20 protein-coding genes and 1 pseudogene are annotated in these 22,354 nt (G+C 67.8%); 11 read left to right on the plus strand and 10 right to left on the minus strand.

Translation table 11 applies throughout. From position 1 onward, the window contains the following. Positions 1-101: 101 nt before the first annotated feature. Entirely contained in the window at positions 102-1,271 is a 1,170-nt protein-coding gene (locus KYC_RS04105; protein WP_008159146.1) for an alpha-hydroxy acid oxidase, read from the minus strand. Between the two features lie 168 nt (positions 1,272-1,439). On the opposite strand from KYC_RS04105, the gene KYC_RS04110 reads away from it, so the two are divergent. From KYC_RS04110 to KYC_RS04125, 4 genes are all read left to right on the plus strand, one after another. Next, positions 1,440-2,339 carry a LysR family transcriptional regulator gene (locus KYC_RS04110; protein WP_008159147.1) on the plus strand — a complete coding sequence of 300 codons (900 nt, stop codon included), beginning with the start codon at positions 1,440-1,442 and terminating at the stop codon, positions 2,337-2,339. A 134-nt stretch (positions 2,340-2,473) separates the two neighbouring features. Then, positions 2,474-3,142, plus strand: coding sequence for an RraA family protein (locus tag KYC_RS04115; protein WP_008159148.1), 669 nt, complete (start codon positions 2,474-2,476; stop codon positions 3,140-3,142). Further along, positions 3,139-4,182 carry a hydroxyacid dehydrogenase gene (locus tag KYC_RS04120; protein ID WP_008159149.1) on the plus strand — a complete coding sequence of 348 codons (1,044 nt, stop codon included), beginning with the start codon at positions 3,139-3,141 and terminating at the stop codon, positions 4,180-4,182. Before KYC_RS04115 ends, KYC_RS04120 begins: the two co-directional genes overlap by 4 nt. Positions 4,183-4,202: 20 nt before the next feature. Then, the gene (locus tag KYC_RS04125) at positions 4,203-5,192 is read left to right on the plus strand and encodes a tripartite tricarboxylate transporter substrate binding protein (protein WP_008159151.1); all 990 of its coding nucleotides are present in this window, start codon (positions 4,203-4,205) and stop codon (positions 5,190-5,192) included. Between the two features lie 93 nt (positions 5,193-5,285). On the opposite strand, the gene argC is transcribed toward KYC_RS04125, so the two are convergent. Beyond that, positions 5,286-6,218, minus strand: a complete 933-nt coding sequence (gene argC, locus KYC_RS04130) for an N-acetyl-gamma-glutamyl-phosphate reductase (RefSeq protein ID WP_008159152.1) — start codon at positions 6,216-6,218, stop codon at positions 5,286-5,288. Positions 6,219-6,415: 197 nt separating this feature from the next. Between argC and KYC_RS04135 the strand changes: the two genes are divergently transcribed. After that, positions 6,416-7,312 carry a LysR family transcriptional regulator gene (locus tag KYC_RS04135; RefSeq protein ID WP_008159153.1) on the plus strand — a complete coding sequence of 299 codons (897 nt, stop codon included), beginning with the start codon at positions 6,416-6,418 and terminating at the stop codon, positions 7,310-7,312. Positions 7,313-7,325: 13 nt separating this feature from the next. On the opposite strand, the gene KYC_RS04140 is transcribed toward KYC_RS04135, so the two are convergent. Continuing rightward, a complete protein-coding gene (locus tag KYC_RS04140) occupies positions 7,326-9,131 on the minus strand; it encodes a chloride channel protein (protein ID WP_008159154.1) in 1,806 nt (601 codons plus the stop codon). Positions 9,132-9,215: 84 nt separating this feature from the next. Here KYC_RS04140 and KYC_RS04145 point away from each other — a divergent pair, with 84 nt between their 5' ends. The 5 genes from KYC_RS04145 to KYC_RS04165 all read left to right on the plus strand — a co-directional run bounded on the left by KYC_RS04145 (position 9,216) and on the right by KYC_RS04165 (position 13,638). After that, on the plus strand, positions 9,216-9,668 hold the full coding sequence (locus tag KYC_RS04145; RefSeq protein WP_008159155.1) for a MarR family winged helix-turn-helix transcriptional regulator: 453 nt from the start codon (positions 9,216-9,218) through the stop codon (positions 9,666-9,668). 96 nt (positions 9,669-9,764) lie between these two features. Then, positions 9,765-10,928 (plus strand): HPP family protein, encoded by a 1,164-nt coding sequence (locus tag KYC_RS04150; protein ID WP_008159156.1) that lies wholly within the window; start codon positions 9,765-9,767, stop codon positions 10,926-10,928. 57 nt (positions 10,929-10,985) lie between these two features. After that, the gene (locus KYC_RS04155; protein WP_008159157.1) at positions 10,986-12,425 is read left to right on the plus strand and encodes a sensor histidine kinase; all 1,440 of its coding nucleotides are present in this window, start codon (positions 10,986-10,988) and stop codon (positions 12,423-12,425) included. After that, positions 12,422-13,036, plus strand: coding sequence for a response regulator transcription factor (locus KYC_RS04160; protein WP_008159159.1), 615 nt, complete (start codon positions 12,422-12,424; stop codon positions 13,034-13,036). The genes KYC_RS04155 and KYC_RS04160 overlap by 4 nt, the downstream gene beginning before the upstream one ends. Before the next feature lie 113 nt (positions 13,037-13,149). Further along, positions 13,150-13,638, plus strand: a complete 489-nt coding sequence (locus KYC_RS04165; protein WP_008159160.1) for a GlcG/HbpS family heme-binding protein — start codon at positions 13,150-13,152, stop codon at positions 13,636-13,638. 70 nt (positions 13,639-13,708) lie between these two features. On the opposite strand, the gene KYC_RS04170 is transcribed toward KYC_RS04165, so the two are convergent. Beyond that, complete coding sequence (locus tag KYC_RS04170) at positions 13,709-15,286, minus strand: hypothetical protein (RefSeq protein WP_043517508.1); 1,578 nt, start codon at positions 15,284-15,286, stop codon at positions 13,709-13,711. Positions 15,287-15,551: 265 nt separating this feature from the next. On the opposite strand from KYC_RS04170, the gene KYC_RS04175 reads away from it, so the two are divergent. Continuing rightward, the gene (locus KYC_RS04175) at positions 15,552-16,388 is read left to right on the plus strand and encodes an alpha/beta fold hydrolase (RefSeq protein WP_008159162.1); all 837 of its coding nucleotides are present in this window, start codon (positions 15,552-15,554) and stop codon (positions 16,386-16,388) included. A 77-nt stretch (positions 16,389-16,465) separates the two neighbouring features. Here KYC_RS04175 and KYC_RS04180 read toward each other — a convergent pair. The 6 genes and pseudogenes from KYC_RS04180 to KYC_RS04205 all read right to left on the minus strand — a co-directional run. Beyond that, a pseudogene (locus tag KYC_RS04180) lies at positions 16,466-18,058 on the minus strand (rhodanese-like domain-containing protein); the annotation flags it as partial. Positions 18,059-18,245: 187 nt separating this feature from the next. Continuing rightward, positions 18,246-19,175, minus strand: a complete 930-nt coding sequence (locus tag KYC_RS04185; RefSeq protein WP_008159165.1) for a CysB family HTH-type transcriptional regulator — start codon at positions 19,173-19,175, stop codon at positions 18,246-18,248. A gap of 10 nt (positions 19,176-19,185) precedes the next feature. Next, positions 19,186-19,536, minus strand: a complete 351-nt coding sequence (locus tag KYC_RS04190) for a VOC family protein (protein ID WP_008159166.1) — start codon at positions 19,534-19,536, stop codon at positions 19,186-19,188. Between the two features lie 136 nt (positions 19,537-19,672). Further along, complete coding sequence (locus KYC_RS04195; protein WP_008159167.1) at positions 19,673-20,695, minus strand: Bug family tripartite tricarboxylate transporter substrate binding protein; 1,023 nt, start codon at positions 20,693-20,695, stop codon at positions 19,673-19,675. After that, positions 20,692-21,633, minus strand: coding sequence for a TauD/TfdA dioxygenase family protein (locus tag KYC_RS04200; protein WP_008159168.1), 942 nt, complete (start codon positions 21,631-21,633; stop codon positions 20,692-20,694). The genes KYC_RS04195 and KYC_RS04200 overlap by 4 nt, the downstream gene beginning before the upstream one ends. 151 nt (positions 21,634-21,784) lie before the next feature. Next, positions 21,785-22,354: DUF4189 domain-containing protein (locus KYC_RS04205; RefSeq protein WP_008159169.1), on the minus strand; the 570-nt coding region annotated here is incomplete at its 5' end.

Raw genomic sequence — 22,354 nt, forward strand, 5'->3', positions numbered from 1 at the left:
CATTGGCATGCGCGCTTCGAAAGCGATCCCGGCACGATGTGGCTGCGCAAACTGGTGGTCGACACGCTGGCGGACCCCGATCATGACGGTGCGGGCTAGCCTTATGTAGCCCCGCCGCGCGCCCGGCGCAGGAAGCCAGCATCAAGCTCCTGAAGGTCAACCAGCCCAAGCAAACCCATATTGCGCCTGACTTCTTCGGCGATCAGCGCAATGGCATGCGCCACGCCACGCTGGCCGGCCACCGTGGCCGCATAGTTGAACGGCCGGCCAACGAACACGCAGCGCGCGCCCAGCGCCATCGCTTTGAGCACATCCGTTCCCCGGCGCACGCCGCTATCAAGCATGACCTCCATGCCGCCCGCCGCTTCCAGGACGGCGGGCAGCGCATGCAAGGGCGACATGCTGCCATCGAGCTGCCGGCCGCCATGGTTGGACACGATGACCGCATCCATGCCTAGCGTCCGCGCCGAACGCGCATCGTCCGGATGCAGAATCCCCTTCAGCACCATCAGGCCCTTCCAGCGACGGCGGATGGCCGCCACGTGCTCCCAGTTCAGGTGGCCGCGATCCGAGAAGTCCCGGAGCACGTTGGCGGACAGGATGGGCGCTCCTCGCGTCGCGTAGTTGTTCTCGAAGTGCGGCATGCCGTGGCGCGCCAGCGTGCGCAGAAAGGTGCCGGCCAGCCATCGCGGATGCGTCAGTCCCTGCCACGCCAGGCCGAGGCTGGGACGCAGCGGGGTGGAAAAGCCCGCCCGCACGTTGTTCTCGCGGTTAGCGGCGACAGGCGTGTCAACCGTCAGCACCAGCGTGTCCACGCCAGCCGCGGCGACCCGATCTATCAGCGCGCCAATCTGCGCCTCGTCGCCCGGCAGATAGGCCTGGAACCAGGTGCCGGGCGCCGCGTCCATCACGGTCTCAAGACGGATCAGGGACGAGCCGCTCATGATGCAAGGCACGCCTGCCTCGAATGCGGCGCGCGCCAGCACGACGTCGCCGCGATAGCTCGACAGCGCCGAAATGCCCATGGGCGCGACGCCCACGGGCGCAGCGTATTCTCGGCCCAGCACCGTGCAGCGGGTGCTGCGGGCGGACACATCCACCAGCACCTTGGGCCGGAACTCATACTCGGCATACGCGTCGCGATTGGCGCGCTCGGACTGGCCATCTTCGACCGCGCCGGACACATAGGCGTAAATGGGCTTGGGCAGCCGCTTTCTGGCGGCGGGTTCGAAGTCGTGCAGGCTGAGCATGCGGCGCAGCGGATCTGACATGGTGATGCTCCAGGCAGCGCGCGGCTAAGGGGCGGCCGCGCTTAAGACGTCGGTAACGGCGGATGACTATAGGGGCGGTTGAAGTTTGAATAAAGTGACTTTATTGATTCCGTTCAATACACTTTTATTCGCCCTCGTAAACGGTTGGCCAATCCAACCCTGCCCCGAATGACGCTCAAACAGCTCGAAGCCTTCTACTGGGCCGCCACTTGCAAGAATTTTGCTATCGCGGCAAACCGGCTCAACATTTCGGTATCGTCGCTGTCCAAGCGGATTGGCGAACTGGAATCCTCCCTTGGCGCCGAACTCTTCAGCCGCAGCGCGCGCAGCGCCACGTTGACCGCGCTGGGCGAGCAACTGGCGCCCCACGCCAAAGACCTGCTGCGCAACGCCGACCAGTTCATGCAGCAGGCCAGCAACAACCGCAGCTATTCCGGCCGCTGCCGCTTTGGCGCGGGCGAGCTGACCTCCATGACCTGGATGGCCCGACTGATCGAAGTCATCCAGCAGGCGCACCCGAATCTCCTGGTCGAGCCCTTCGTGGGCGTGGGCGAACTGGTGGAGCGCGGACTGGAGGAAGGAGATCTCGACTTCGCCGTGATCGCCGGGCCCTCGTCACGTCCATCGCTCGCGTCGCGCGTGATCGGCAACGCGCACTTCGAATGGGTGGCGTCGGCACGAGCCGTGCCCGATCCCGCGGCGCTCACGCCCGCCGACCTGCCGCGCCAGACGCTCATCACCTTGCCGCAAAGCTCCGGCGCAATCCGCATCCTGGATGACTGGCTGACCGAGCAGCACGTGTCGCCCGGACGCAATCAGTGCTGCAACAGCTGGGGCGGCATCGCTGCCATGCTGCGTCAGGGTCTCGGGCTGGGCTTCCTGCCCACCGCCTGGGCGCACATCCTGATCCAGCGCGGAGACCTGCAGCCGCTGCCGGGATTTCCGCCATTGCGGCCCCTGCTCTACACCTTCCAATGGCGCCGCGACGACACCCGCCCCATGCTCGAAAGCCTGCGCACGCACGCCGAAGCATGCCTGGACTTCCACGCCCCCGCTGGCATGGTCTAGGAAAGTCCTGAACAACTCGCCTCACAACGAACGATTTCCAAAAAGCGAAGTTTTGAGCCGAAAATTATTCGCTTTATATCCAGAAACAGCCAGCGTAGAGTCGCCTCCCATCATCCCCCTGGAGACGAAGCGCCATGCCGGAGTTCGGATTTACCCTGCAGGACTGCCCTGACGGCCCCAGCCGCGAGACGCTCGCGGCCTATCAAGGCCTGGCAGTCGCCAATATCAGCGACGCTATGAGCCGCGCCACCGGCACGTCGGCCCTGCGCCCCATGCACCGCACCCGCCGCATCCTCGGCCGCGCCTACACGGTGCGCACGCGTCCGGGCGACAACCTGATGGTGCACAAAGCCATCGACTCCGCGCAACCCGGCGACGTCATCGTCGTCGACGCGGGCGGCGACATGAGCAACGCCATCATCGGGGAAATCATGGTGGGATGGGCCGCCAAACGCGGACTGGCCGGCTTCGTGATCGACGGCGCCATCCGCGACAGCGAAACGATCGGCCAAGGCGAGTTTCCCGTCTACGCGCGCGGCGTGGCGCACCGCGGGCCCTACAAGGATGGTCCGGGCGCCATCAACGTGCCGGTGACGATCGACGGCATGGTGGTTCTGCCCGGCGACCTGCTGGTGGGCGACGCCGACGGACTGCTGGCCATCCGCCCCGGCGAGGCGCCGGCGATTGCGGCACGCGTACGCGCGATCGCCGAATCCGAAGCCCGCGTGCTACAGGACATCGAGCGCGGAACGCTGGATCGCGCCTGGGTCGACGCCACACTCAAGGCGCGAGGCGTGCTGTGACCGCGGCGGCGCATGACAGGACGGCCCGCCTGTGCCGGCTGGACCTGTGGCTAAATCCGGTGTTTGACGAAATCATCGGCGGCGCGCCTGGCGTGTCGCTTTCGGTGCTGCCGGCAAAAGGCGACGACGCCCGCACGCTGGCCGGCCTGAAAGCGGCTCATGCCTACCACGTGTCCGCGGCCAAGGACGAACTTCCGCGGCATTGGTTCGTCAATGCCGAGCTCATCGCGCAGTGCCCGAACCTGGTGTGCGTGTCGTCGGGCGGCGCGGGCTACGACACGATAGATGTCGCGGCGTGCACCGCGGCCGGTATCGCAGTGGTCAATCAGGCAGGCGGCAACGCCGAGTCCGTGGCCGAGCACACGTACGCGCTGCTGTTGGCCGTGCAGCGCCGGGTGGTGGAATCGCACAACCGGCTGCGCCACGACACGGGTTTCGCGCGCGAGGACCTGATGGGCCATGAAATCCATGGCGGGGTCATTGGCCTGGTGGGCATCGGAAAGATCGGCACATGCGTCGCCCGCATTGCGCGAGGCTTCGGCCTGCGCGTCATTGCGCACGATCCGCTGCTGGATGCCGACGCTATCCGCAGCCGCGGCGCCGAACCGGCAACGCTGGACGACCTGCTGGCGCAATCCGACGTGGTGTCGTTGCATTGCCCGCTGGACGCTTCCACGCGCGGCCTGTTCAACGCGCAGGCCTTTGCGGCCATGAAGCGCGGCGCGGTGTTCATCTCGACTGCCCGCGGCGGCATCCATGACGAAGGCGCGCTGCACGACGCGCTGCGCGCCGGACATCTGCGCGGCGCGGGGCTGGACGTGTGGGAACAAGAGCCGCCCGACCGCGCCGCGCCGCTGCTGAGCCTGGCCAACGTCGTCGCCACCTTTCACACCGCCGGCGTCACGCACGAAGCGCGGCGCAACGTCGCCCGGTCCTCGGCCACGCAGCTGCTCGCGATGCTGCGCGGCGAACGCCCGCCCCAACTCGTCAATCCGGAGGTCTGGCCGCTGGCAGCCGAACGCATCGCGAACCTGAAATAACAACACCAAGGAGACAACCCATGCAACAACAAAACAAACGCCGGACCCTGGGCGCCCTGGCCGCCCTGCTGGCAGGCGCCGCCCTGTTCACCGGCGCGGCCCAGGCGGCCGGCTATCCCGAACGCCCGATCAACCTGATCGTGTCCTATGGGCCGGGCGGCGGCACAGACCTGGTGGCCAGGATGATGGCGCCTTTCCTGCAGAAATACCTGGGCGGCGATGCACGCATCGTGGTCCTGAACCGTCCCGGCGCGGGTGGCGCCATTGGCTTTGCGGAGTTGGCGCGCGCCCAGCCCGATGGCTACACCATCGGCTTCATCAACACGCCCAACCTGTTGACGATCCCCATCGAACGCAAGACCAGCTTCACTTGGCAAAGCTTCGACCTGCTCGGCAACCTGATCGACGATCCCGGCGCCTTCTCAGTCCTGAATGACAACCCGCTCAAGAGCCTGGCCGACCTATCCGCGTATGCCAAAAAGAACCCTGGCAAGGTCACTGTCGGCACGACGGGCACGGGTTCGGATGACCACCTGGCCATGCTGCGCTTTGAACGAGCCTCCGGCACGAAGCTCAGCCACATTCCCTACAAGGGCGCAGGCGAGGTGCGCGGCGCACTGGCGGGCGGCGAAATCACCATCGGCGCCATCAACGTGGGCGAAGCGCTCCAGTACCAGAAAGGCGGCACGCCCCTGCGTTTCCTGGGCCAGATGGGCAAGACGCGTTCCGCGGCGCTGCCGGACGTGCCCACCTTCAAGGAACAGGGATTCGACATCGAGCTGGCATCGCTGCGCGGCCTGGCCGCGCCGAAGGGCTTGCCCGAGGACGTACGCGCCAAACTCGTGTCGGCCGTGAAAAGCACCGTGGACGATCCGGCGTTCCAGGCCAAGGCCAAGGACATGTTCGCCCCGCTGCGTTATCTGCCGCCCGCGGATTACGCCAAGGAACTGGCGGCCGGCGAAGCGGAGTTCCAGCAGCTTTGGAAAGAGGCGCCCTGGCTGGACAAATAACCGCCTTCAAATCAGCGCGGGGCCCTGGCGCCGTAGCCAAGGGCGTTGAAGCATGGCGCGGGTCCCTCGTTCGGGGTCCCGCGCCATTCATTCTTAAGCCATCGCGGCCAGCATCAGGTCCAGGTTCTGCACCGCCGCGCCCGACGCGCCCTTGCCCAGGTTGTCGAACACCGCCGTCAGCAGCACCTGCCCCTGCTGTTCGTTGCCGTACACGGCCAGGCGCAGGTCATTGGTGCCGTTGAGCGCCTGCGGATCCAGGTGCGTGTGCGCGGCCGCGTCCTGCCGCGGCACCACCTGCACGTGGGCCGCGCCGGCGTAGTGCCGCTTCAGGCAATCATGAAGCTTCGCGCCGTCGACACCCGCCGGCAGCAGGCGCAGATGCAGCGGCACGGTCAGGACGATGCCCTGGCGGAAGGCGCCATACGAAGGCACGAACACGGGACGCTGCGTCAGGCCGGCATGCCGCTCGATCTCGGGCGTGTGCTTGTGGGCCAGGCCCAGTCCGTAGACCTGGAAGGCCGGCCCCCGCTCGCCTTCCGGCCCCTCATAGGCTTGCACGCTGGCGCGCCCGCCGCCGGAGTAGCCGGACACCGCGTGCACGACCGCCGGATAGTCCGCAGGCACCAGCCCCGCCTGCACCAGCGGCCGCAGCAAGGCGATCGCGCCGGTGGGATAGCAGCCGGGGTTGCTCACGCGCAGGGCGTTGGCGATGCGTTCGGACTGGCCGGCACTCATCTCCGGAAAGCCATACACCCAGCCCGCGTCGGTGCGGTGGGCGGAACTGGCGTCGATGATGCGCACCTTGGGATTGACCACGGACGCAGCCGCCTGCCGCGCCGGTTCGTCGGGCAAGCACAGGATCGCAATGTCGCTGGCGTTGATGGCTTCGGCGCGCCGCTCGGCATTCTTGCGGTCGGCTTCGGGCAGCGTTAGCAGGCGCAGGTCGGTGCGTCCGTGCAGGCGTTCATGGATCTGCAGGCCGGTCGTGCCCTGGTCGCCGTCGATGAATACTAGGGGATGAGTCATGATGCTTGTCCGCGTAGGTCGGGATTACCTGATCCGCTCAGGAAGGTCTTCATCATCGACCCGGCATCCAGATAAGAAAAGTCGAATATCATGACCGTTCAATTCAGATTTTCTGAACTACGGCGCCGTCCTGCGAAGTCGACCCGCATCGTCCGCCGTCCCGCCGCTCAAGGCGGCGGACTCAACCCGGAATCCCAATGCGAGAAATCAGCCTGGACCGCCTGCGCACCCTGGTCGCCATTGCCGACCTGGGCTCGTTCGCCGACGCCGCGCGCGCCCTGCACCTGGCGCCGCCCACCGTCAGCCTGCACGTGTCGGATTTGGAAACCCGCGTCGGCGCGCCGCTGCTGACGCGCAAGCGCGGCCAGGTCAGGCCCACGGCCATCGGCGAAACCCTGCTGGACCGCGCGCGGCGGCTGCTTGCAGAGGCCGACCAGGCCCTGGACGACGTGCAGCGCCAGGTGCAGGGGCTGGCAGGCCGCGTTCGGCTGGGCGCATCCACGGGCGCCATCGCGCACCTGCTGCCGCAGGCGCTGGAGACGCTGGGCCGGGACCATCCCGGCATCGACGTGCAGGTGGCGGTGCTGACTTCGCAGGAAACCCTGCTAAGGCTGGCCGACGGGACGCTGGACGTGGGGCTGGTGGCCCTGCCCCAGCCGCCGCTCGACGGCCTGGTGCTGCGCCAGTGGCGCCGGGACCCGGTGATGGCCTTCCTGCCCGCCGCCTGGAAGGCGCCCGCGCGCCTGACGCCAGCGTGGCTGGCGGAACGGCCGCTCATTCTTAACGACGCGAGCACGCGGCTGTCGCGGCTGACGGCCGAATGGTTCGCGGCGGCAGGGCTCAATCCCCGGGCGCGCATCCAGCTCAATTACAACGACGCGATCAAGAGCCTGGTGGCCGCGGGTTACGGCGCCACGCTGCTGCCGCACGAGGCCACCGCGCCGCAACCGGATCCGCGCGTCATCATGCGGCCGGTGCGGCCCGCGCTATGGCGTCCGCTAGGCATCGCGCATCGCGCCGGACAGGTCGAGCGGGCGACGCAGCATGTGCTGGATGTGCTGTGGGAACTGCGGGCGGCGTCGGGCGGGGGCTGACGCATGAATTGGGTTAGCCAGCCCTGCCCGTCCGCGTCCTCGCCGACGCGCCCACGCGGAAATACGCCGCGCGCTGGCTTTCCTCGCGTAGCCGGCGGGCGCGGGAGCGGAATAGGTCCTTGCGCCCCACAATGCCCAGCAGGCGTCCGCTGGCGCGATCCACGATCGGCACCCTGCCCGCGCCGGACAAGGCCATGCGGTCCGCGATCTGGCTGGCCAGTTCGTCGGGATATCCACGCACCAGCTCCCGGCCGGCAAGCGCTTCGGCGAGCGTGCGTTCATCCTGCCCGCTATCCAGCGCCCAGGCCAGGCTGTCGGCGCGCGTCACCTCGCCCACCACGACGCCCTGGGCGTCCAGCACCGGATAGCTCGTGTGCACCGGCTGCGCAGTCGTGAAATGCGCCACGGCCTGCCCCACCGTCAAAGAGTCGGGCATGGTCTGCACGGGCGTTGTCATCACGTCGGCCACGCGCAGCAGATCGAAGGGATCCACCCGATACTCGCGGCTGATATGGTGGCCGCGCCGGGCAATCTTTTCGGTCAGGATGGACCGCTTGAGCAGCAGCACCGTGACGCCATAGGCGAAGACGCAGGCCGACAGCACCGGCAGCAGCGCGCCCATGTTGCCGGTGAGCTCCACCGCGAACAGCGTGGCGGTCAGCGGGGCGCGCATCGTGCCGCCCATCATCGCGGCCATGCCCACCAGGGCCCAGAACCCGGGATCGGCCTGCGGCAGCCACGGCGACGCCAGCGCGCCCAGCGCGCCGCCGAAGATCAGCAAAGGCGCCAGCACGCCGCCCGACGTTCCCGAGCCCAGCGCGATCGACCAGATGGCGACCTTGACCACCAGCAGCACCAGCACCGCCTGCAAGGCGAGGTCTCCGGCCAGCATGTGCCGGATGTTGTCGTAGCCCACGCCCAACGCCGCCGGTTCGATCAGCCCGCCGATGCCGATGGCCAGGCCGCCGATCGCCGGCCACCACATCCAGTGGATGGGCAGCTTTTCGAAGAGGTCTTCGGCCGCGTACACCAGCGACGTCAGCACGCCCGACCCCAGTCCCGCCAACACCCCGACCGCCGCGCACGCCGCCAGATGACCGGGCGTGAACGCCAAGGCGCCCGAGTAGGCGAAGATCGGCCCGGGCTCCAGGATGAACGCCCGCGTCGCAGCCGCCACCAACGCCGCCATCGCCACCGGCAGGAAACTGCGCGGCTTCCATTCGAACAGCAACAGTTCGACCGCCAGCAGCACTGCCGCCAGCGGCGTCGCGAAGATGGCCGTCATGCCCGCCGCTGCGCCCGCCACCAGCAGCGTCTTGCGCTCACCGTCGTCCAGGTGGATGGTCTGCGCCAGCAGCGACCCGATGGCGCCGCCCGTCATGATGATGGGCCCTTCCGCGCCGAAGGGTCCGCCCGTGCCGATCGACACGGCGGACGACACCGGCTTCAGGACCGCCACCTTCGGCTGGATGCGGCTCTTGCCGATGAGGATGGCTTCCATGGCTTCAGGAATGCCGTGGCCGCGGATTTTCTCGGACCCGTAGCGGGCCATCAGGCCAATGATGAGACAGCCGACGACGGGGATGGCGACGGAACCCAGCCCCAGCGGTCCCGCCGAGATCGGCATGTCGGCGAAGGAAAACACGCCGTGATAAGCGACGTTGGTGCACAACGCGATCAGGCGCAGCAGCATCCATGCGGCCACGACGCTGGCCAGCCCGACGGGGATGGCCAGGATCATCAACAATATGACGCGGCGGTCGGTGGTGAAGTCGCCCAGCCGCAGGCCGGGACGGGATGAAGCGGAGATGGAAGGCATGTTCGGGAAACGGCGGGAATCAATCGCCAGAAGGTTTGATAAATGTTATTTATATCGTAGCACGATATATATTAGAATCCGCAGGTGACTCCTAACCGCGCTCCTGCCCGCCTGTCTCCCGCCGACTACGAACTGCTGGCGGATTTCCGCTATGCGCTGCGCAAGTTCGCGGCCTTCAGCGAAGGCGCGGCGGCGGAACTGGACCTGATGCCGCAGCAGCACCAGGCGCTGCTCGCCATCAAGGGCGCCCGCAAGGGCGTGCCCGGGCGGCGGGGCCTGTACGTGGGCGAGATCGCCGATCGCCTGCTGATCCGGCCGCACACGGCGGCGGAACTGGTGGGGCGCCTTGCGCGGCTGGACCTCGTCAGCCGCGAAGCCGATCCCGAAGACGGACGGCGCGTCGAAGTTGTCCTGACCCCCAAGGCGGAACGACTGCTGGAAGACCTGTCCGCCTCGCACCTGGAAGAACTGCACGCCATGCGCCCGCTGCTGACGCGCCTCCTGGCGCGCCTGGGCGACGGTTCCGACCCGGCCTGACCTTCGGTTTTCTAATAAGCAAATACCTTTCCGTTATTAGCCTCGTGATAAATTGTCGTCCCGCGACATATTTGAGCATCGCGAGGAGAGACGGTTTTGGGTGTTGCAATAAAGCGCTGGCTGGGTTCGTTTGCGCCGGCGCCAGTGGGCGTCAATGGACGCGAGAAGCTCTATGGCGCCGTGGGCGCCCTGCTCGGGCTGTTCTGCACAGAATGGGTGGGCCGCCACGCGCTGGGCGCGGCCAATCCCTGGTTCATCGCGCCCATGGGCGCGTCCGCGGTGCTGCTGTTCGCCGCGCCGGCCAGTCCGCTTGCGCAGCCCTGGTCGCTAATGGCGGGCAACCTTGTTTCCGCGCTGATCGGCGTGTTCTGCGCCCAGTTCATTCCCGTGCCCGGCATTGCCGCGGCCGTCGCCGTATCGCTGGCGATCGGCGCCATGTTCTCGCTGCGTTGTCTGCACCCGCCCAGCGGCGCCGTGGCGCTGACCGCAGTGCTGGGCGGCCCGTCGGTCGCCAGCCTGGGCTATGGCTTCGCCCTGTGGCCGGTGGCTTTGAATTCCTTGATCCTGCTATGCATTGCAGTGGTCTTCAACGGCGCGCTCAAGCGCAACTACCCGAGACGCCACGCTGAGCCGGCGGCGGGCCACAAGACCCGCGACCCCGCGCCTAGCGCCCGGCTGGGCTTTTCCCGAGCCGACCTGGACGAGGCGCTGAGCCAGCGCGGCGAGCTGCTGGACATCAGCAAGGAAGACCTGGAAGAAATCGTGCTCGACGCCGAGCTGCGCGCCAGCGTGCGCCGCTTCGGCGATGTGCATTGCGCCGACATCATGTCGCGCGACGTGGTGTCCGTCATGGAAAGGGATCCGCTGGACTACGCGGTGCGGCTTTTCGACAAGCACCGGGTGCAGGCCCTGCCCGTCCTGAACTCGGCGGGCCGCTACGCCGGCATGATCGCCCAGGGCGACGTGCTGGCGCGCAAGAGCCGGCTGGCGCCCGTCGCGGCCCAGGGCGAGCCCGCGCCGGACCTGCTGGTGGGCGACTGCATGCGCAGCGAAGTGCCTTTCGCCACGCCGGGCCTGCCGGTGATCGAGCTGGCGCGGCCGATGTCCGACAGCCTGCACTGCGTGCCGGTCCTGGACGAAGCGCGCAACCTGCTGGGCCTGGTGACCCAATCCGATCTGGTGGCCGCGCTGTACCAGATGGCGGTGTCGGCCAATTCGCAGGCGCCGGAAGACGCGAATCCGCGCAAGCTGGCCGCCTGAACCCTCCGTAGCCCTACGGATTCCGGCGCGTGCTTGCCGCAAGGCATAATTTCAGCCGTGAATCCCCTATCCCGCGCCCGCGCCGTTGTCTGCTGGCTGGTCCTGTTCCTTGTTGGCGCCCTCTGGATTGGCCGCCAGGAATACGTCGACCAGCACGAGCGCTTTTTCCAGAACACCAGCGTGGCCCAGCGCATGCTGAGCCAGAAGACAGTGCAGCACGAAGCCGTGCTGGCCACCCTGGCCGCGCTGTCGCACCCTCCCTCGCCCGAACGCCTCTATCCCAGCCTCCAGCCCGCCATGCCGCAGTTGCTGGGCCTGGGCCATCTGCCCGGCGGCGTTTGGGCCGGCAGCATCGACCAGCCGCCGGGCCTGCCGGCCGCTGTCGAGCGCGCGCGGCAGCTTGGGCGGCCGGTCACGCTGCCCATCGACAACGCAAGATACTGGCTCGTGTCGCCGTCCGGCTGGAGCCTGCTGCTGGACGCGCGCCAACTGGTCCCCGCCGCCGATTTTCCGCCCGGGCTGGCCAATCTGACCCTCACGGTCGGCCAGCCGCCCCTGGCCTTGCTGGATAAACAGCCGGAAGACGCCGTGCCGGGGCTGACGCTGGCGCTGCAGAAGCCGCTGGGCGCCGCAAGCCAGCCGTTCCAGATGCGCAGCACCCGCAAGCTGACGCCGGACGCCTGGCCGTGGACGGCCTGGCTGGCCTGGGCCGCGGCCAGCGCCCTGCTGGTGGCGGGCGCCGCCGCCTGGCAGCGTTCGCGCGCGGAAGCGCGCCGTCAGCAGGAGCAGGCGCGCCTGGCGGCCATGGCGCGGCTGGGCACGCTGGGCGAAATGGCGGCCGGCATCGCCCATGAACTCAACCAGCCCCTGACCGCCATCCTGGCCCATACCCGCGCGGCGGAACGGCTGCTGGACGACGAAGAAGAGCGCCCCGCCGTACGCCATGCGTTGCTGGCCAGCGCCGAACAGGCCAGGCGCGCCGCCGACATCATCAGCCGCATGCGCGCCCTGGTGCAGCCCAGTTCGCCCGCACGGCGCGAGGCCCTGGACCCGGACGCGCTGGTCGCGTCGCTGCGCTTTTTATCCGAACCCGAACTGGCCCGGCAAGGCATCCGCCTGTCCTGGCACAACGCCAGTCCCGGCGCCCGCCCGCTGGGCGACCGCGTGGCGCTGGAGCAGATCCTGCACAACCTGGTGCAGAACGCCGCCGACGCGCTGGCCGGCGTCCAGGGAACCCGCCACATTTCGATCGAAGGTCGGGCGGTGGACGGCGACTATCAATTCAGCGTCAGCGACACGGGCCCCGGCATTGCCGCCGATGCCATGCCGCGCCTGTTCGCCCCCTTCTACACCACGCGCGCCCAGGGCATGGGACTGGGCCTGGCGCTGTGCGACACGCTGGCCGGTTCCATGGACGGCCGCATCGCCGCGCGCAACCTCAGCCCGGCGGGCGCCTGCTTCACCGTCAGCCTGCCGCGCGCCGGAGCCGCCGCATGAATCCCCAAGATCACTCCCCGCTGGTCTACCTGGTGGACGACGACGACGCCGTCCGCGACGGCCTGGCGCTGCTGCTGCGCAGCGTAGGCCTGCGCAGCGCCGGCTTCGCCGACCCGATGGCGTTCCTGGCCGCGCTGACACAGTCCGCGATCGGCTGCGTGGTGCTGGACATCCGCATGCCGGGCATCAGCGGCCTGGACGTGCTGGCGCAACTGGCCGAACGGTCCGACCTGCCCGTCGTGATGCTGACCGGCCACGCCAACGTGGACCTCTGCCGCCGCGCATTCAAGGGCGGCGCCATGGAGTTCCTGCAAAAGCCGGTGGACGACGACGTATTCCTGGACGCCGTGCAGGCGGCCGTGCGCACGCATATCGCCAGCCGCGAACGGCTGGCCGTCACGCAGGCGGCGGCCGACCGCCTGGCGCGACTGTCCGGACGCGAGCACGAAGTGCTGGAACGCATCGTCCAGGGCATGAGCAACAAGGAAATTGCGCGCGAATTCGAACTGTCGCCGCGCACGGTCGAAACCTATCGCGCCAATGTGTTCGCCAAGCTGGAAGCGGAATCGCTGGCGCAGCTTATCCGCCAGTACGCGACCCTGCTGGACTGAACCCGCCTCCGTAACGCTACGGAGGCGCGCGCGTAGTCGGGCGTATACCGCCCGCACGCCCTTTTGGCCACACTGTCTGCTCCTATCGCACCACCTCAACAAGGATGCAGACCATGAAGAAATTTGCGCTCGCCGCCCTGACCTCCACCCTGGCCTTCGCCGGCGCGGCCCACGCCGCCGTGCTCAGCGAAAGCAATCTGTCGATGGCCGACGCGCAGAAGCTCGCCACCGCCACCGTCGCGGCCTGCCAGGCCAAGGGCTACAACGTCAGCGCATCGGTCGTGGACCGCGCCGGCCTGCTCAAGGCCTTTGCGCGCGGCGACAACGCCGGCCCGCACACCATCGAAGCCAGCCGCGCCAAGGCCTTCACCGCCGTGTCCGCCAAGACGCCGACGCTGACCATGATGGAAAACTCGCAAAAGAACCCGGGCGCGGCCAACCTGACCGACATCCCGGGCTTTCTGCTGCTGGGCGGCGGCGTGCCTATCAAGGCCGGCAACAGCGTGATCGGCGCCATCGGCGTGGCCGGCGCGCCCGGCGGCAACCTGGACGCCCAGTGCGCCGACGCGGTGCTGGAAGAGAACGCCGCGCTGTTCAAGTAAGCGCCGGCCAGGCCGCGAGCCTTGGCGTGCTTTGGCGGCCGCCGTCATCACGACGGCGCCCCGCTGAAATTCAATCCTGGCGCTCGCGCGCCACGGAACGGGCCAGCGCCACGTGCTTGTCCAGCAGCATCGCATCCAGTTGGGCGGGGTCACGGCGCAGCAGGCGGTCGTCCTCGCGCGGCTCCAGGTCCGCCGCCCGCACCAGCGACATCAGGTCCCGCGTCTTGGTGTCCGACACGGGCGTATTGATGTCCTCGACCAGTTCCGCCTTCACGTACGCCTGCATCCGCGTATTCAGGTTGCGCGTGTGGGTCAGCGTCGCCGCCGCCAGCGCGCCTTCTTCGTAGCGGATGCTGGTCTGGCTGCTGACCTCGTCGTTGATCTGGTAGTAGCGGTAGTTCTGCGACTTCGATTCCTTGGTCAGGTCCAGCTGGTGCTGGGGCGTCAGCCCGGTATGGAAACTGGCGGTCAGGTTGGCGCGCTGCTCCTGCTTGACCGACAGGTCGAACAAGGGCCGGCCGCTGATGCTGCTGCTCTGCGAGACCTGATACGAGAACTGGTCGAATTCGCGCGTCTTGTACGGATTGCTCGCCACCATGGTCTGCGAGACCGACGCGGAGAAATCCGCCACGCCCGACAGCAGGCTGCGGTACGTGTAGCCGGCCGCCACGCGGCGCGGCGCCTGGCTGGACGGCGCGGCGCCCGCCTCGTAGGTCTGGTGCAGCTCGGTGAACGCGTCCTTGAACAGTCCCATCAGCGCTTCATCGCCACGGCCCCGGCTGCGCGCGGCCTCGAACTGCTGCAGGTAATCGCTGACCGCCGCGGCGCGCTGCTGCGCGTTGCCGTAGACCGCCGACTTGCTGACGTCGATGTCCACCTTGACCACGCCATCGGCACTCTTGAAGGTGAGCGACCGCTGCTTGCTGTCGGCCGAGAACTCAACCGATTGCGAAAGCACGCCGTTCGCGCTGGACGTCGCCTGCAGCGACACCGAGGACAGCACCGACGTATCGAACTTTGCCAACCCGGACCACGCCATGCGCGGCGGCACCGAGGCCAGGCCATCGACCGCGTCCTGGAAGGACTTGGACAGGCCGGCGATCGCCTTGCGCTCGTCTTCGGACAGGTCGCCGTCGGTCACTTCGATTTGCACGGCCAACCCGTCGGCGCTGCTGCCCAGCGTCACCGCGACCTTCACGCCGCTGGCGGTGGTGATGCGCAGCGTGTAGGAATCGTCGTCCAGCCCCGACGGCGCGGCCAGCGTGGCCCCTGTCAGCTCGTCAACCTGGCCCGTCGCCTGCGGCAGCTTTACGGACTGCGAAAAATTGCCGCCGTCCGTCTTGAACCGGTCTAGCAGCGCCGACGCGACGCCCTCCAGGCGACCCGCAAGCGACCGCGACGAAACCGTGGCCGCGATGACCGTGGATACCGGGTCCACGGCATCCCGCTCCCAGGTCAAGCCCGAGGCGCCAACCGCTGATGCGGTCTGAGGCGTATAGGTCAGCGGCGTGGCGCTGCCCTGCCCCAGCGTGACCGAGGTCGAGGACGGCGTCGTGACGGCGGACAGCGGCGCCGCACGGGCGACGCCCGTTGCGGGCGGCGCCTGCCCAATGATGGTCGTGGCGCCCACGGGGGCTAAAGATGTCATGCCTCTATCCCATTCGGGGGGCTTGAGCAAGGATTGCCCGTCCATGGCCCCGTTTGTTATGAAATATGTAACGGCAGGATGAGGCCGGACTTAAGCCCGGGCTGGACCGCCAGGACCGGCGGGTGGCGGCAAATTGGACACATCCGGGACCGTGGGCCGCCTATACCTTTGTACGGCATGCCTAGCCCCGCGTACGATGTTGCTGCAGCACATTAAGCCCTAGTCTATCCCTGCGGTTCACCTACCCCCCCCGGAGAAACTGACCATGAGCTTCGTTACCACCCCCGACGGCGTCGACATCTACTTCAAGGACTGGGGCCCCAAGACTGCCCAGCCCATCGTCTTCCACCATGGCTGGCCCCTGTCCAGCGATGACTGGGACGCGCAGATGCTGTTCTTCGTCGCCCAGGGCTACCGAGTCGTCGCCCACGACCGCCGCGGCCACGGGCGTTCCAGCCAGGTCAGCGACGGCCACGACATGGACCACTACGCCGCCGACGCCTCGGCCGTGGCCGAGCACCTGGACCTGCGCAATGCCGTGCATATCGGGCACTCCACCGGCGGCGGCGAAGTCGCCCGCTACGTGGCGCGCCATGGCGAACCGCAAGGCCGCGTCGCCAAGGCGATCCTGGTCAGCGCGGTGCCGCCGCTCATGGTCAAGACCGACGCCAACCCGGGCGGCACGCCCATCGAGGTGTTCGACGGCTTCCGCAAGGCGCTGGCCGACAACCGCGCGCAGTTCTTCCTCGACGTCGCCGCCGGCCCGTTCTACGGATTCAACCGCGACGGCGCCAACGTGTCGCAAGGCGTGATCGACAACTGGTGGCGCCAGGGCATGATCGGCAGCGCCAAGGCGCACTACGAAGGCATCAAGGCCTTTTCCGAAACCGACCAGACCGAAGACCTTAAGGCCATCACGGTGCCGACGCTGGTCATGCATGGCGACGACGACCAGATCGTGCCGATCGACGACGCATCGCGCCTGTCGGTCAAGTTGCTCAAGAACGGCACGCTGAAGGTGTATCCGGGCTTTCCCCACGGCATGCTGACGACCCACGCCGACGTGCTGAATGCGGACCTGCTGGCCTTCATCAAGAGCTGAAGCCCGGCAGACAAAAAGAGGAAGGCACTCGCCTCCCTCTTTTTTTTTTCGCGACGCAGGCGCACGCGGCGCCCGCCCTAACCCGCGGGGATCAGGCGGATGTCCGCGCTGCCGTCGCGTCCAAGCTGGGCTACCAGGCCCAGCTCCCAGTCCAGGTAGTCGCGAAAGCCCTGGTCGCGCGCAGCCAGGTCGTCGAACAGGTACGGACTGATGGACTGGTCGTCATCCCCGGTCAACACCCCTGCCGCTCCCGTTTCCAATTCCAGCCCTTGCGCCTTCCAGGCGCGGGTGCCGCCCAGCAGATAGTGCACCGGGCTCTTCGTGCGCCAGGCCAGCTCTGCCGCCACCACGCTGGCCAGCACGCCGTCCGAAGACGTCAGCACCACCGCGCCATCCGTTTCCGCCGGCAGGAATTCCGCCAAGCGGTCCGGCGCCGCGAAGCTTGCGCCCGGCACATGGCCGCGCTCATAGGCGGCGCGCGCGTCCACATCGAACACGATAGCCTCGCCCGCCTCCAGCGCGGACCGCAGCGCCGCCACGCGCAGGCCCGGCGCATCCGGACGGTGTCGCAGCACGCGGCGCGGTTCGGCGCCGCTCTGCAGCGCCGCCAGCGCGGGCGGCCGGTACAGATAGACGTCCACCAAGCCCAACTGCGCCAGCCATGCTCCCGTCGTCAGCGCGCGCACGCCGTCCCAGTCCGCCAGCACTACCCGCGAGCGGCGCGTGGCCAGGTACTCGTCCGTGGCCTGCACCAGCTGGCCGCCGGGCGCCCAGCGCCAGCCCTCCAGGTGCCCCGTCTCGTATTCCTCGCGGGTCCGCACGTCGAACTTGTAGAGCGTGCGCGCGTCCTGCTCGGCCTCAAATGCTCGCAGCGCGGCCGTGTCGATGTAGCCGATGCCGGCGCGCTGTGCAACGCGCTGCGCCTGCTCGCGCGCGGCGGCCAGGGCGCGGTCGCCGGGTTCTGGCAAGGCCGCGTGACGGCCATAGGCCAGTTCGCGGCCCGACAGCAGCCATTCCATGGTGCCGTTGCGCAGCGATGCGACCCGGTTGGGGATGCCTGCGTCGATCAGCGTCTGCGCGCCCACGATGCTGCGCGTGCGGCCGGCGCAATTGACCACCACGAAGGTCTTCGGATCCGGCGCGAGTTCACCGATGCGGTAGACCAGTTCCGCGCCCGGCACGCTGTGCGAGAACGGCAGCGTGAAATTGTGGAATTCTTCGGGCGTGCGGCTGTCGACCACCACGATGTCGTCGCCGCGAGCCACGCGCTCGTACAGCTCGTCCACATCAATCCAGGGCGTGTGCTTCTCGTGCTCGATCACTTCGCCGAACGCCTTGCTGTGCACGTTGGTGCCCGAGAACAGCTCCAGGCCCGCGCGTTCCCAGCCATCCGTTCCGCCCGCCAACACGGACACATCGGTCCAGCCCAGCCGCGTGAGCTTGGCGGCGGCCTCGTGCGCCAGCGTCTCGTCGTCATCCACCAGCACGATGCGCGTGTTGCGGCGCGGCGCCAGCCGGTCGGCCAGCAGTTCCAGCCGCCAGAGCGGCGCGGGCGCGGCGTGCAGCAGATGCCGGCGGGCATACCGGCCGGCTTCGCGCACGTCCAGCACGGCGATCTCGTCCGCGCCGCGCAGCGCGTCCTGCAAGGCCTGCGCGGAAACGCGGGCGTGCCGGGGCAAGGCCTGCCCGTTTTCAAGGTATTGAATATCTGCCGCCGCAGCGGCTGGTGACGCGTTGTCCATGATCGGATCCCGGCATTGATGACTGATGAATGGGTCAGCCTACGGTGCGCGCCGCGGTCGCGACAACGTAGAAATGCGTCTATGAATATGCGGCTGGCGCCAAGCGCCGCAAGCGTCAGGCCTCGCCCTTGATCTCGCGCGCCACGACGTCGCGCGTCAGCGTCGGCACGAACATCTCGATGAAGTGGAACGCATAGCCGCGCAGCCACGCGCCGCGGCGAATGGCCAGCCGCGTCAGGTTGATCTCGAACAGGTGGCGCGCGTCGATCGCGCAAAGCCGGCTGTCGCGCTCGGCATCCCAGGCAACCGCCGCCACGATGCCCACGCCCAGCTCCAGTTCCACATAGGTCTTGATCACATCCGCGTCCATCGCGGTCATGACGATGTCGGGCGTAATGCCCGCCCGCGCGAACGCCTCGTCGATATGCGCCCTGCCCGTGTAGCCCCGGCCGTAAGTAATGATGGGATAGCGCGACAGCTGCGACAGGCTGACGCCGTCGTGCTGGCGCTCCAGCGGATGGCCGCGCGGCACGATGATGCTGTGGCTCCAGCGGTAGCAAGGCAGGTTCACCAGCCCGGGATAGTCGGCCACGGCCTCGGTGGCCACGCCGATGTCCGCCTCGCCCTCAAGCAGCATTTCCGAGACTTGCTTGGGCGAGCCCTGGTGCAGGTGCAGCACCACGTCGGGATAGCGCTGGCGGAATTCCTTGATGACGGGCGGCAAGGCGTAGCGCGCCTGCGAGTGCGTGGCGGCGATGGACAGGACGCCCGTCCGGCTGTCGGCGTACTCCGCGCCCGCATGGCGGATGTTGTCGGCGCATTGCAGGATCTGCTCCACCAGCGGCAGGATCAGCTCGCCGGGCGGCGTCAGGCCGATCAGCCGCTTGCCAGAGCGCACGAATATGTCCACGCCCACTTCTTCCTCCAGTTCTCGTATCTGCCGGCTTACGCCCGGCTGCGAGGTATGGAGGCTTTCGGAGACATCGGTCAGGTTGAAGTCCTGGCGTACGGCTTCACGCACGGAACGCAGTTGCTGGAAGTTCATTGCGCGCGCCTCAATCCAGGATGGCCAGCTGGTTGCCCGACGGATCCTTGACGTACATGACCCGCGGAAGCGAATCCGGCAATGAGCAGACCGGATGATGTCCCGCCAGGCGCAGGCGCGCCAGGATGTCGTCGTAGGCGCTGGCCTTGATCGCCAGATACTCGGGCCTGACGCCCCTGCTGACTTCTTCCACCGGAGACAGCGACAGCGTGGCCTCGCCCAGCGCGAAGCGCAGCCGCTCGCCGCCCGCGCCGGGGATCTCCTGCAGCCCGATGACCCGCCGGTAGAACTCGCGCACCGCGTCCTGCCGATGCGAGAGAAAGGAAAGCTGGACCGATTCGATCGAGCGAGTTGTAGACATGCCCTGCCGCCTGCTGTGGAACCAGGCAAATTCTATTGGGTGCAGGTACAACCCGACAAAGAGGTTGTAATTGCTTCTACATAGCCAGAAACCCTAAAGAAAACGGCTCATTTGCATATGCCCCATGGACCGCGCGCTACTTCAGCTGTACGTCCGCCGACGCGATCACCTTGCGGTACGTGGCGATATCCTCGCGCACGGTCTGATCCACAGCCTCGGGCGCCGTGGCCGCAATCGTGAAGCCCAGGTTCTCCAGCAGCGCGGCGGTCTCGGGCTCGCGCAGCACGGCCACCACATCGCGGTTGATGCGGTCCACGATCGCGCGCGGCGTGGACGCGGGCGCGGCGAAGCCCTGCCAGCTTTCCACCACGTAGTCCGGCAGGCCGGATTCCTGGATGGTCGGCACGTCCGGCAAGGCCTTGGAGCGATACGGCGTGGTGACGGCCAGCGCCACCAGCTTGCCGTTGCGCACGTTCTCGGTCGCAGCGGCCAGCGTGATCAGCATCGCGTCCACATGGCCGCCCAGCACGTCCAGCGTGGCGGGCCCGCCTCCCGGATACGGAATCTGGTTGGTCTTGGCGCCGATGCGCTCGTTCAGCAGCTCCACCGCCAGGTGCTGCAGGCTGCCCGTGCCGCCCGGCAGCGCCATCGAGATTTCACCGGGCCGCTGCTTCACCAGGGCAACGAATTCCTGAAAGGTCTTGACCCCCAGCCCAGGGCGCACCACCAGCAGCTGCGGATTGACGACGGCCTTGGTCACGCCCTGCAGATCCCGCAGCGGATCGTAGGACTGCTTGCCGGGCTGCAGCGCATTGAGCGATAGCGCGTCGCCGCCCAGCAGCAGCGTGTAGCCGTCGCCGCGCGCATGCGCCACCGCGGCATTGCCGATGGCGCTGCTGGCGCCCGGCTGGTTTTCCACGACCACGCTTTGATGCCACTTTTCGCCCAGCTTCTGCGCCACCGTGCGCGCCAGCTTGTCGGCGCTGCCGCCGGCGGATACCGGCACCACGATCTTCACTGGGCGGTTCGGATACCGGTTGGCGTCTTCGCCCGGCACCGGCGCCGAGCCCGCGAAGTTGCTCAAGAGGCCCGCTCCCAGCACCACGCCCGCAAGCAGGCCCAGACCAGCGCGGACGGCCGATTTGCGCTTGATGCTCATGCCGCCACTCCCGTCTGCGCGCCGCTTTCCACGCCAAGTGCGCCGAACGGCTTACCCAGCACGGCGGTGGAATGCCGGCCATCCACGGCGACGGGTACGTCGCCCTCCAGCGTGATGCGATAGAGAACGCGCTCGTCGTCCAGGTAGGCAAAATCGCCCGGCCCCTGGTGCGCGGTCGCGCGGTTGTCCCAGAACGCGATGCTGCCCGGCTGCCAGCGGAAGCGCGCGGTGTACTCGGGCCGCGTGATCTCTTCGAAAAACAGGTTGAGCAGATGGCGGCTTTCCTCTTCGCTCACATCCTTGATGCGACGCGTGAAGCCGGGATTGACAAACAGCGCGCGTTCGCCGGTCTCGGGAATCACCCGCACCACGGGGTGGTCGGACACCAGCGGGCTGGCCTGCACGCGCTGCGCATAGACGGTCTGGTTGTCGAAGTCGCCGTTGTAGCCGCCGAACTGGTGCCGGGCCCAGAGGCCATCAGCAAGCGCGCGCACCGCCGGCGACAGATGCTCGTAGGCGGCCACGAGGTTGGTGAAAATAGTATCGCCGCCGTAGGCGGGAACCTGGCGCCCGGCGCGCAGAATGGAGCCGGCCGGCGGATTGACCACGCCAGTGACATCGGTGTGCCAGCGCTCGCCGCGCCGGCCCGTCGTGGACTTGGACGAAATGGTGCGGATCTGCGGATAACCCTCGGGCGGGTTCGCGTCATAGGGATGCGCGGACGTCGGGCGGCCGAACAACTGCGCGAAGGCCAGATGCTGCGCGTGGTCGATGTGCTGGTCGCGGAAGAACACGACCTTCCAGCGCAACAAGGCGGCCTTGATCTGTTCGACCTCGGCATCGCGCAGCGGCTGGGTCAGATCGACGCCGTGGATCTCTGCGCCGGTGAAGACGGACAGCGGCCGGATATCAAGCCGCGTGCTTTCGATAGTGCTCATGTGCTGCCCCGTTCTGTGTTGTGTAAAAACAGAATAGGTGCGCCGCGCATGCCCAACAAATACCGATACGCAATGTGAAAATAGCCCGCCAGCCGCGCGTTTCCGTCATGAAGAAATGCGCGGCGATGGTAGCAGAAGGCGCCGATCGGCTTCAGTTGGCCTTCTCGTCCAAGCCAGGGTAGCCGTCGATGTAGGCGCGGCCCGAGCAGCGCACCATGGCCACGCAGGCCGCGCTGCCCGTCTTGGCGGTGCACGCGTTGCGGGAATCGTCGCGCGCTCCCTTCGGATCGGTGTTCAGCGCGGTGAAGCTTTTGCCGCGGCCCTTTTCGCCGCCCTTGACCCAGGCCAGACCCACGCAGCTGTCGGTATACGTCAGGACCTTCTTGCAGCCCTTGCAGTCATCCCATTCCAGCAGTTGCGACAGCGCGTCCTTTTCGTTGGGGTAGCCATCCGAGTAAACCAGGTCGCCCGTGTCTTTTTCGGCGATGGCGCCCCAGTACTCGCGCAGGTTCAGTCGCGCGGACAGCGCTTCCAGTTCGCCCGGCCGCACCTTGACCGCCGCCTGCAGATCCTTGGCGCTGTAGCCCGGGCCCACGCAAATCGGCATCGTCGTCAGGCGGCACTTGCCGTCCGGACTGCCCGCCTCGCAGCGGCGCATGGCTTTCTTGGCGGCCATTTCGGGCGACACGCTATTGCCCGGGAACAGGTCCTGGACGGAATT

This window comes from Achromobacter arsenitoxydans SY8 (genome assembly GCF_000236785.1).
Lineage (GTDB): Bacteria > Pseudomonadota > Gammaproteobacteria > Burkholderiales > Burkholderiaceae_B > Achromobacter > Achromobacter arsenitoxydans.